The sequence below is a fragment of the Shinella sp. SUS2 genome (genome assembly GCF_001262505.1).
Taxonomy (GTDB): domain Bacteria; phylum Pseudomonadota; class Alphaproteobacteria; order Rhizobiales; family Rhizobiaceae; genus Shinella.
Genome location: NZ_KQ410779.1, coordinates 1 through 9,165 on the forward strand (window position 1 = coordinate 1; position 9,165 = coordinate 9,165).

At 64.4% G+C, this 9,165-nt stretch carries 9 protein-coding genes; 2 read left to right on the forward strand and 7 right to left on the reverse strand.

Annotated elements, in window-relative coordinates; genetic code table 11:
* Positions 1-141: 141 nt before the first annotated feature.
* Both AKG11_RS32255 and AKG11_RS34955 read left to right on the forward strand, forming a co-directional pair.
* The gene (locus AKG11_RS32255; RefSeq protein WP_050746959.1) at positions 142-633 is read left to right on the forward strand and encodes a DUF2793 domain-containing protein; all 492 of its coding nucleotides are present in this window, start codon (positions 142-144) and stop codon (positions 631-633) included.
* Positions 634-797: 164 nt separating this feature from the next.
* Entirely contained in the window at positions 798-1,007 is a 210-nt protein-coding gene (locus tag AKG11_RS34955) for a hypothetical protein (RefSeq protein ID WP_023514307.1), read from the forward strand.
* A 220-nt stretch (positions 1,008-1,227) separates the two neighbouring features.
* On the opposite strand, the gene AKG11_RS32265 is transcribed toward AKG11_RS34955, so the two are convergent.
* From AKG11_RS32265 to AKG11_RS32295, 7 genes are read right to left on the reverse strand one after another with little or no spacing between them, the layout of a single operon-like run.
* On the reverse strand, positions 1,228-2,127 hold the full coding sequence (locus AKG11_RS32265) for an ABC transporter ATP-binding protein (protein WP_050746961.1): 900 nt from the start codon (positions 2,125-2,127) through the stop codon (positions 1,228-1,230).
* Positions 2,124-2,927, reverse strand: a complete 804-nt coding sequence (locus tag AKG11_RS32270; RefSeq protein WP_050746962.1) for an ABC transporter ATP-binding protein — start codon at positions 2,925-2,927, stop codon at positions 2,124-2,126. The genes AKG11_RS32265 and AKG11_RS32270 overlap by 4 nt, the downstream gene beginning before the upstream one ends.
* Entirely contained in the window at positions 2,924-3,814 is an 891-nt protein-coding gene (locus AKG11_RS32275; RefSeq protein WP_050746963.1) for an ABC transporter permease, read from the reverse strand. Before AKG11_RS32275 ends, AKG11_RS32270 begins: the two co-directional genes overlap by 4 nt.
* 1 nt (position 3,815) lies before the next feature.
* The gene (locus AKG11_RS32280; protein ID WP_050746964.1) at positions 3,816-4,796 is read right to left on the reverse strand and encodes an ABC transporter permease; all 981 of its coding nucleotides are present in this window, start codon (positions 4,794-4,796) and stop codon (positions 3,816-3,818) included.
* Between the two features lie 51 nt (positions 4,797-4,847).
* Positions 4,848-6,497: an ABC transporter substrate-binding protein gene (locus AKG11_RS32285; RefSeq protein WP_050746965.1), complete on the reverse strand. Its 1,650-nt coding sequence runs from the start codon at positions 6,495-6,497 to the stop codon at positions 4,848-4,850.
* 5 nt (positions 6,498-6,502) lie between these two features.
* Positions 6,503-7,000 carry a GNAT family N-acetyltransferase gene (locus AKG11_RS32290; protein WP_050746966.1) on the reverse strand — a complete coding sequence of 166 codons (498 nt, stop codon included), beginning with the start codon at positions 6,998-7,000 and terminating at the stop codon, positions 6,503-6,505.
* 15 nt (positions 7,001-7,015) lie between these two features.
* Positions 7,016-9,037, reverse strand: a complete 2,022-nt coding sequence (locus AKG11_RS32295) for a beta-N-acetylhexosaminidase (RefSeq protein WP_050746967.1) — start codon at positions 9,035-9,037, stop codon at positions 7,016-7,018.
* Positions 9,038-9,165 lie beyond the last annotated feature (128 nt).

Genomic DNA, 9,165 nt, shown 5'->3' on the forward strand with positions numbered 1-9,165 from the left:
AACCTGCCCCCGCAACCAAATCTAAAAGCCCTCCCTTCGCGGAGGGCTTTTTGCGTTTGAAGCCCCAAAACAACCCCCCTTTTCCACCCCGCAAGCCGCAGCCCTATAATGCCAACGAAATCGGCAACGGAGACGGAAACCATGGATGTGTCCGAAAACCTCAATCTCCCCTACATCATCCCCGCACAGGCCCAGAAACATGTGACCCATAACGAGGCCATCAAGACCATCGATGCCCTCCTCCATCTCGCCGTCAAAAGCAGGAGCCTCGCAAGCCCGCCGGCAAACCCTGCCGCCGGCGATCGATACATCGTGCCCGCAGCCGCAACCGGCGCCTGGGCCGGCAGCCAAAACGCCATAGCCGCATGGCAGGACGCCGTCTGGACCTTCTATCAACCCAGAGAAGGCTGGATCGCCTATGCCACAGACGAAAACACCATGCTCGCCTTCCAGCACGGCGCCTGGACCAGCGCAACCGTCAATACAACCAACCAAAACCGCCTCGGTATCAATACAGCCGCCGATCTAACAAACAGGTTCGCTGTCGCCNCAACCGTCAATACAACCAACCAAAACCGCCTCGGTATCAATACAGCCGCCGATCTAACAAACAGGTTCGCTGTCGCCCTTTGACACGCGCGACCCGCAATCTATGTCTCATTTCGGCACGTCGGCAGCCATTTGTTTACCTGTCGCAGAGTCGATTGCCACATACAATCAAGGGTAGCTAGGCCTCCGTGAATGGCCGGGTAAACGTGGCACCGCTCCATGATGGAGCCGATTCGAGGTGCCATTTCATGCCCATGCAGACCGTTCACCGTCTGACCAATGACCCTACCCCAGCGCAGCGTCTTGCCCGTGCCATCAAGGACATCGACAGCCGACTGGACTGGATCCATCGCCATAACCAGCCCGTTCCCCTGGATGCGTATCGCGCCCGGCGCATCCTGCATGCGGCGCTCGTCCGTTGTCGCGAGCGCAATGCCATTCTCCCGCCAGCTCGCTGACGGGGGACACTGCGCGAGCGGACGCGATGCCCAAGCCGCACCGATCGCGCAGGGACCCGGTCGAGCGATACGAGGCGCTCCCGGGTCTTCTCTTACAATCAGGTTCAAGCATGAAGCAGGGCGCGCAGACAATACCTATTCACAGAGGTGCGTCTGTGTCAGGCTACGCTTACTGAGTGGGCTGGGTGAAGCTAGTCGCCAACAAGCCCGAAGGCCTGCATCAGACGGCCAGGGCGAAGTGATTTTCGCCGACCGTCACCACCTCACTCTGCTCCTTCGCCGCAACGCGGCGAACGGCGTCCACTGCATCGGGATCGATCCGCGATACCGCATCGGAGAAGCGGCGCTCCGGATCGGGCACCGCCGACAGCAGCAGCTTCGTATAGGGATGCTGCGGATTGTCGATGACCGCGCCGCAATCGCCCCATTCGACGATCTGGCCGCTGTACATGACGGCGATGTCTTCCGCGACATAGCGGGCCGTGGCGATATCGTGGGTGATGTAGAGGAGGCCGAGATTGCGGGCCGTCTTCATCTCGTTGAGCAGGTTCAGCACGCCGAGGCGTACCGAGACATCGAGCATGGAGGTGGGCTCGTCGGCAACAAGGACCTGCGGGCGGGCCGAAAGCGCACGGGCAATGTTGACGCGCTGGCGCTGGCCGCCGGAAAGCTCATGCGGATATTTCGGGGCGACGATGGCAGGATCGAGCTTGACGCTGGCAAGCTGCTCGAGGACGGCAGCATCGAGATCGGCGGACCGGATGTCCGGGCGATGTAGGCGCAGCGTTCGCTTCAGATGGTAGGCGATGGTGTGCGCCGGGTTGAGCGAGGCGAAGGGATCCTGGAAGATCATCTGGACGGCCTGCCGGTAGGCGGCAAGGTCGCGGCCATGCCGCCCTGCCGTCGGCTCACCCCTGAACAGCACGCGGCCGCTCGTCGGCAGATATTCCAGCATGGCCATGCGCGCACAGGTCGTCTTGCCACTGCCCGATTCCCCGACGATAGCAAGCGCCCTCCCGCTGTGAAGCGCGAAATTGACCGAGCGTGCGGCGCGCACGCCGCCCGTGGGGCTGCCGAAGGTCTTGCTGACATTGTCAAAGCGCAGAAGCGGGTCGTTCATCCGAGCACACCTCCCTTGAGTGAGGGGAACGAGGCCCAGAGCCTCTTCGTATAATCGTGCTGCGGCGTGCGGAAGATCGCTTCCGAGGGCCCTTGCTCCACCATCCTGCCCGACAGCATGACACCGATGCGGTCGCAGAACTGCACCATGAGGCCGAGATCGTGGGTGATGAACAGCACGGAGAAACCGCGCTGGCGGCGCAGCTCGTCGATCCGCTGGAGGATCTCGCGCTGCACCACCACGTCGAGCGCCGTCGTCGGCTCGTCCATGACGACGAGCTTGGGATCGAGCGCCATGCAGATGGCGATCACGATGCGCTGGCGCATGCCGCCGGAGAACTGGTGTGGATAGTCACGCATGCGCTCCGGCTTGATGTCGACGAGCCGCAGCATCTCGGCGGTGCGGCCGCGTGCCTCGCTGCGCGCACAGCCGGTATGGGTGCGCAACACGTCGTAGAACTGTTCCTCGACGCGCAGCACGGGGTTCAGCGAATTCATCGCACTCTGGAACACCATGGCCACCTCGCGCCAACGGAAATCGGCGAGCGCGCGCTTGTCGAGGCCGAGCACGTCGCGACCGGCGAGGCGGATCTCGCTGCCCTTGCGGATCAGTGCCGGCGGGCCATGCAACCGGCTGACGGCGAAGGCGATGGTGCTCTTGCCGCAGCCCGATTCCCCAGCAAGCCCAAAGACTTCGCCCGGTGCGACATCGAAGGAGACGTCGTCCACCGCGCGGAAATCCGTCTCCGTGCCGATATAGTCGATCGTGAGATTCTTGACGGAAAGCAGCGCGTCGCTCACAGGCGTCCCTCCCCGGATTTGACGAGGCTCGTCCAGCGGGCGAGGCGCCCGCCGGTGCGTAGCCGTGGGTTGGCGATCTCGTCCACCGCGAAGTTGAGCAGCGACAGGCCGATGCCGAGCAGCGCCAGCGCCAGGCAGGGCGCAAGGATGTCCCACCAGGCGCCCACCGAAAGGGCAGAGGCCTTCTGCGCGTTGTAGAGCATGGTGCCCCAGGAGATGACGTTGGGATCGCCGAGCCCAAGGAATTCCAGTGTCGCCTCGGTGATGACGGCGAAGATGACGCTGCCGATGAAATTGATGCCGACGATGGAAAAGACGTTCGGCAAGATCTCGAAGGCCATGATGCGCCATTGTGGCTCGCCCATCATCTCGGCGGCCTTCACGAAGTCCCGCTGCTTGACGGAGAGCGTTTCGGCCCGTGTGACGCGCGCGCCCCAGGCCCAGGAGGTGAGGCCGAGGATGAGCGCGATGACCATAGGGCCCGCCTGGCCGACGAAGGAGGCGATGACGAGCAGCAGCGGCAGGTTTGGCACGACCAGCACCATGTTGGTGAAGAAGCTGATCACCTCGTCCGTCTTGCCGCCGCGATAGCCGGCGATGATGCCGAGCGTGGTGCCGATGACGGTGATGAGCAGGCCTGCGGCGAAACCCACGGCAAGCGAGGTCTGTGCGCCGTAGATGAGCCGTGCCCAGACATCCTGTCCGAGGCGGGTCGTGCCGAGAATATGCTCCGCCGAGGGCGACTGGTGCGGCCGACCGGTGCGGCCGGCGGGATTGTATTCCGTTAGCAGCGGTGCTGCGACCGCGACCAGCACGATCAGGAGCACGATGGCAACGCCGACGAGCGCCTTTCGGTTGCGGCGAAGGCCGATCAAGAGCTGGCCCATGTCAGCCACTCCCCTTCAGACGCGGGTCGAGCAGCACATAGCTGACATCGACGATGAAATTGGACACCAGCATGGCGGCAGTCATGACGAGGAGCTGGCCCTGGATGACCGGGTAGTCGCGGGCGAGGATCGCCTGGTAGAGCGTGTTGCCGAGGCCGGGATAGTTGAACACGACCTCGGTCACCAGCGAGCCGCCGAGCACGGTGCCAAGCGCGATGGCGAGGCTGGAAACCGTGGGCAGCAGCGCATTGCGCGCCGCATACCAGACCATGACGCGCCGGTCGGAAAGCCCCTTGGCGCGGGCCATCACCACATAGTCCTGCCCGAGCAGGTTGATCATGTTGTTGCGCATGGTCACGGTGAAGCCGCCGGTCAGGACGAAGCAGAGCGTGATGAGCGGCAGGATGGCGTGGTGAGCGACGCTGGCGAAAAAGGCGAGGCTGAAGGACGGATCGAGCGCCGGGTCATGCGCATAGCCCGTCGGGAACCAGCCCAGCGTGAAGCCGAAGACGAAGAGCGCGACGAGCGAGGTGACGACCGCCGGAATGGAGGTGGCGAAGATCGCTGAGACCGACACCACCACATCGAGCCGGCTGCCGCGCCGCCAGGCGGCGACCATACCGAGGAAACTGCCAAGCACGAAGGAAATCAGCGTCGCCGTGCCGACGAGGCCGACGGTCCACAAGAGCGCCCGCCCGAGCAGGTCCGTCACCGGCAGCGGGAAGTATTTCACCGAAACACCGAGGTCGCCGGTGAAGATGCTGGAGAGATAGGTGAGGTACTGTTCCCAGAGCGGCCCGTCGACGAAGCCGAAGGTCAGCTTCAATGCCTCCAGGCTTTCCGGGGGCAGTTCCGAGGCCGCGGAGGAAAACATCAGCGCCACCGGATCGCCCGGCATCAGGCGCGGCAGGAAGAAGTTGATCGTCGCTGCGGCAATGAAAGCAGCGAGATAGAACAGGATTCGGCGAAGCAGGAAAGGCATGGCCTGGAACCGGCGGGGCCCGTTACGGTCCCCGCCTCCTCTATGGACGGATCACGGAACCGGCTGGAGAGCCAGGAGGTTCAGAAGACGCGCGCGGTTGTTCTTGGTGATCGACGGGTTGGCGAAGGGGGTCTCCTTCGTCGACCAGCCAGTGAACCGGCTCGTGTTGTACTGGTACCAGTTCGGGTTGTTGAACACCGGCATCAGCGGCAGGTTCTCCGCCACGATGCGCTGGGCCTTGTTCATGATCGCCTTCTGCTTTTCGAGATCGGCCGTATGGGTGAACTCCCCGACGAGCTTTTCGACATCCGCATTGAACCAGCGCTGCGAGGTAAACCGCGTCTTGCCCTTGTCGGCCTCGGTGAAGGCACGCTTGTAGGGGTAGTAGGGCGAGGCGGCGGCCGGCAGGCTGTTGATGGCGGCGTCGAACTTGCCCGAGATCAGGTTCTGGCTCCAGACGGCTTCTTCCGGCGTCTCGATCTTGGCATCGATACCGACCGCCTTCATATTGTCGATGGCGATGTTGACGGTGTCGATCCAGTCGGTCCAGCTGGCCGGGACGATGATCGAGAAGGCGATCTTCGTCCCGTCGGGGTTGTCGCGCATGCCGTCGCCATCCTTGTCGACATAGCCGGCCTCGTCGAGAAGCGCCGCGGCCGCCGCCTCGTCATAGGTTGCGAACTTGCCGAAATCGGCCGTGACGGACGGATCGGCCCAAGCCTTGTAGAGTTCGCCCATCAGGCCCGGATCCTGGTTGAGCGTCGGATAGCCGTAGCCGGCGATATCGACCATGCCCTGCCGGTCGAGCGCCATGGAAACGGCCTGGCGGAACTTCAGGTCGGAAAAGGCCTTGCGATTGTCCGCATTGGCGCTTTCCTGGTTGAAGACGAAGGCCACCATGCTGCTCGGCGAATACCAGTAGTGGAAATGCTCCGGGTTTTTGGCGACATAGACCTTCTCGATATCGGGGATGAAGGAGACGCCCCAGTCGAGCGTACCGTCCACTGTCGCGGTCAGGATCTGGTTGTTGTCGGCAAGCTGCGGGAAGCGCATGCAGTCGACCTTGAGGTGCTCGGCGTCCCAATAGTTTGGGTTGCGGCACTGGTCGTAGGTCTGGCCGGTGAAGCGGGCAATCTCCGTCATCGGGCCGCTGCCGACCGGCGTCTCGTTGGAGAAGGTGACGGGATCGGCGACGTCCTTCCAGGCATGCTGCGGCACGATCGGGATCTGCACCAGCGTTTCGGCGGCAAGCGAAGTCGGCGCCTTCATGGTGAAGCGCACGGTCTGGGCATCCGCCACCTCGACGCCGTCGATCTGCGTCCAGATGCTGACGAAATCCAGCGCCGGGAATGCCTTCACGAGATCGAAGCTGAACTTGACGTCCTCGGCGGTCAGCGGCTGGCCGTCGGACCATTTCAGACCGGCGCGCAGTTTGAACTCGATGCTCTTCAGGTCGTCGGAAAGCGTGAAGCTTTCGGCAAGGCGATAGACCGGCTTGTTGCTGTCGAACTGATTGAAGATGACCAGCGGTTCATAGATGAAATCGAGCGTGCTCTGGCGCGCGGACGTCTGGTTGAAGGGGTTGAAGTTACGCACCCACGTCGTCGCGGGCTCGATGTTCACGGTCAGCACGGTCTGGGCAACCGCAGGCGCGGCGCCGAGCATCAAGGCCGCAACGGCCGTCAGGGTATGGAACTTCATGTCGCTCACTCCTCTCTAGAACTGTCGGGTTTCGGGCGGCGCAGCATGCCCTCGTAGACGCCCTTGTCTTCCGCGGGGATCGGCATCGCGCCGACCGTGCCCGCATAAAAATCCACCGGCCCGGCATCGCCGATCACCGCATAGGCATAGCCGTCCGCCTTGAGCGCCGAGAGCGCGCCGGCAAGCAGCGCCACACCCACACCCCTCCCGCGCGCATCGGGATGTACGCCGGTCGGCCCAAAGAAGCCGCGCGCCACGATGTCGTAGCAGGCAAAGCCGAGAAGCCGCCCCTCCGACACCGCAACGAGGCAGGCGACAGGCCGGCGCGAAAAGGCGACCGTTACCTCGCTCGCCCAGTTGTCGGAAAAGTGCGCACGCACCCAATCGACGACCAACGCCATTTCCGGCGCCAGTGCCGGACGGATCGCGACGCCCTCCACCGGTGGCCGGGCGGCGAGCGCAGCGAACTTTTGCGAATGGAGATTAACCAGGAGGTCGGGCATCGGCTCCGCTCTCCGTCAGGCCCAGTGGCCATAGAGGTTGGGCATCAGCGCCGCGTTGACGATGAAGCGGTCCCAGTCCTTCTGTCCCCAGGGTGTCCAGGCCGTTTCGGCAATGGCCGACAGGCGCGGGAAGACGAGACGATCGAAGATCGCGCGGTCGGCCATGGATTCGTTCCAGATGCAGGCCTGAATGCCCTTGAAGCGGGTCAACTGCTCCACGGTCCAGCCTTCTACGGGGTCGAAATCATAGGTGTCGCGCGGGGACGGGGAGCCTGCCCAGCCGGCACCGGGCTCGTTCCAGTCGGTAGATTGGCCCATGTCGAGATAGTAGGCTTGGCCCGGTGCCACGACGATGTCGTAGCCTTCTCCCGCAAGACGCGCACTGACCGGCACATCGCGCCAGCCGATGAGATAGCACGAGGCCTTGTCGAGCACGTCGCCATGCGCTGCCTCCTGCCAGCCGCCGGTGACGCAGCCGAGCGCCTTGACGCTCGCATGCACCTGCCGCAGGAAGGCGGCCTGCAGCACGGCGGTCGTCGCGCCCTCGATATCGTCGGCGCCGTCATGGTTGGTCTCGACATTGTTGTGTCGCGCATGGGAACGGGCCGCATCCTCGCTGGCAAGATCGGCAAGCATGGCGAGCGCCATTGGCGAGCCGGACCAGGCCCCGAGCGGTACCTCGTCCGCCCCGACATGCAGGATGCCGGCAGGAAAGAGGCCGGCAAGCTCGCGCATCACCGTTTCCATGAAGGCGATGGCTTTCGGCTGGGCGGGGTTGAGGCAATTGTTCGGCATGCCCTGCACGGAGGCATATTCGCCGGTCTCGTCCGGATCGCGCAGTTCCGGCAGCGCCTGCAGCAGGGCGAAGCTGTGGCCGGGCACGTCGATTTCCGGAATGACGTCAATGCCGTAGCGGTCGGCATGCGCCACGATCTCGCGCACCTCGTCCTGGGTGTAGTAGCCGCCCGTCGCGAAGGGGCCGGAGCCGAAGAGCGGCGGCACGGAGAGGTCATGGCCCCGCCAGGCGGCCTTTTCCGTCAGCTGCGGGTAGGCGGTGATCTCGATGCGCCAGGCCTCGTCGTCGGTGAGATGCCAGTGGAAGCGGTTGAGCTTGTTCCAGGCGAGGATCGCAAGGAACTGCTTGACCTCCGCGCCGGCATAGAACTGCCGCGCCACGTCGAGATGGCAGCCGCGGAAGCCCATGCGCGGTGAATCCTCGATGCTGCCCGCCACCGGAAACAGAAAGGTGGCCGGGTGGCGCCGGGCACCACGGAAAATCTGGCCGAGCGTGATCAGTCCGTAGAGGAAACCTGCAGGCGCAGCCGCCGTGACGAGCACACCATCGGCGGCGAAATCCAGGCGGTAGGCCTCCGCTTCGCCCGCCCGTTCGGCAAAACGTACCGGAAGGCCGCCCTGGTGGCTGTCCCGCACCAGCCCTTCACCCGGGAAAAGCCGGGCTGTGATATCGCGGAAGGCATCGCCCGCTTCGGCAGCCGCGGCCGGGCCGCTCGCAAGGGCAAGCCCGTGCGGCACCTGTCCGCCGGCAATGCCGGTGACCTCCTTCGGCCAGGGAACGATCGACAGCGGCTGCGGCGCGTTCAGCGGAACCGGCGCGCGGGCCGTGCCGCGGCGCGGCGCATTGTCTGCGACGGTGGAGACGGTGGGCAGCACGCGCGCCGGCAGGATCGTTCCCTCGGCCCCAACGACATAGGCGTTGCGCGCGCCGTCGCTCCAGTGGCGCAGCGGATAGGAAAGCTGGCGGCTGCTCGCCTCCCAGGTCGCACCCGGGGCCAGCACGAAGCCGTCGGGCGGTGCGATGGTGCTGTGGTTGGAAAAGCGCCGCACCAGCCGGCCGTTCTCGATCGCCGCGCCTGCCTGCAGCCGGGCCGGGCCGCTGAAGCACAGCACGAAGCCGGCCAGCGGCGTCGCGCCGAGATTGGTGAGGCGTATCGTATAGATGGGCGCTTCCGCGCCGGCCGGCGGCGTCCAGAGCGTTTCGAAGAGCAGGGAATGGGTAGGATCGACGGGGCCGGTCATCAGAAAAATCCTTGGTTATGAAAAGAGGATCAGGCCGCGGCGCCTGGCTCCAGCCCGAGCGGATCGTTGACGCGTGGCCAGATATTTAGGCTGGCTTTTTTGTAGGGTGTCGTTGCGGGATCGGTCGG

Excerpts from the sequence above, each read along its gene's own strand:
- AKG11_RS34955 (WP_023514307.1), top strand. The coding sequence starts at position 798 with ATGCCCATGCAGACCGTTCACCGTCTGACCAATGACCCTACCCCAGCG.
- AKG11_RS32265 (WP_050746961.1), bottom strand. The coding sequence starts at position 2,127 with ATGAACGACCCGCTTCTGCGCTTTGACAATGTCAGCAAGACCTTCGGC.
- AKG11_RS32275 (WP_050746963.1), bottom strand. The coding sequence starts at position 3,814 with ATGGGCCAGCTCTTGATCGGCCTTCGCCGCAACCGAAAGGCGCTCGTC.
- AKG11_RS32280 (WP_050746964.1), bottom strand. The coding sequence starts at position 4,796 with ATGCCTTTCCTGCTTCGCCGAATCCTGTTCTATCTCGCTGCTTTCATT.
- AKG11_RS32285 (WP_050746965.1), bottom strand. The coding sequence starts at position 6,497 with ATGAAGTTCCATACCCTGACGGCCGTTGCGGCCTTGATGCTCGGCGCC.
- AKG11_RS32290 (WP_050746966.1), bottom strand. The coding sequence starts at position 7,000 with ATGCCCGACCTCCTGGTTAATCTCCATTCGCAAAAGTTCGCTGCGCTC.
- AKG11_RS32295 (WP_050746967.1), bottom strand. The coding sequence starts at position 9,037 with ATGACCGGCCCCGTCGATCCTACCCATTCCCTGCTCTTCGAAACGCTC.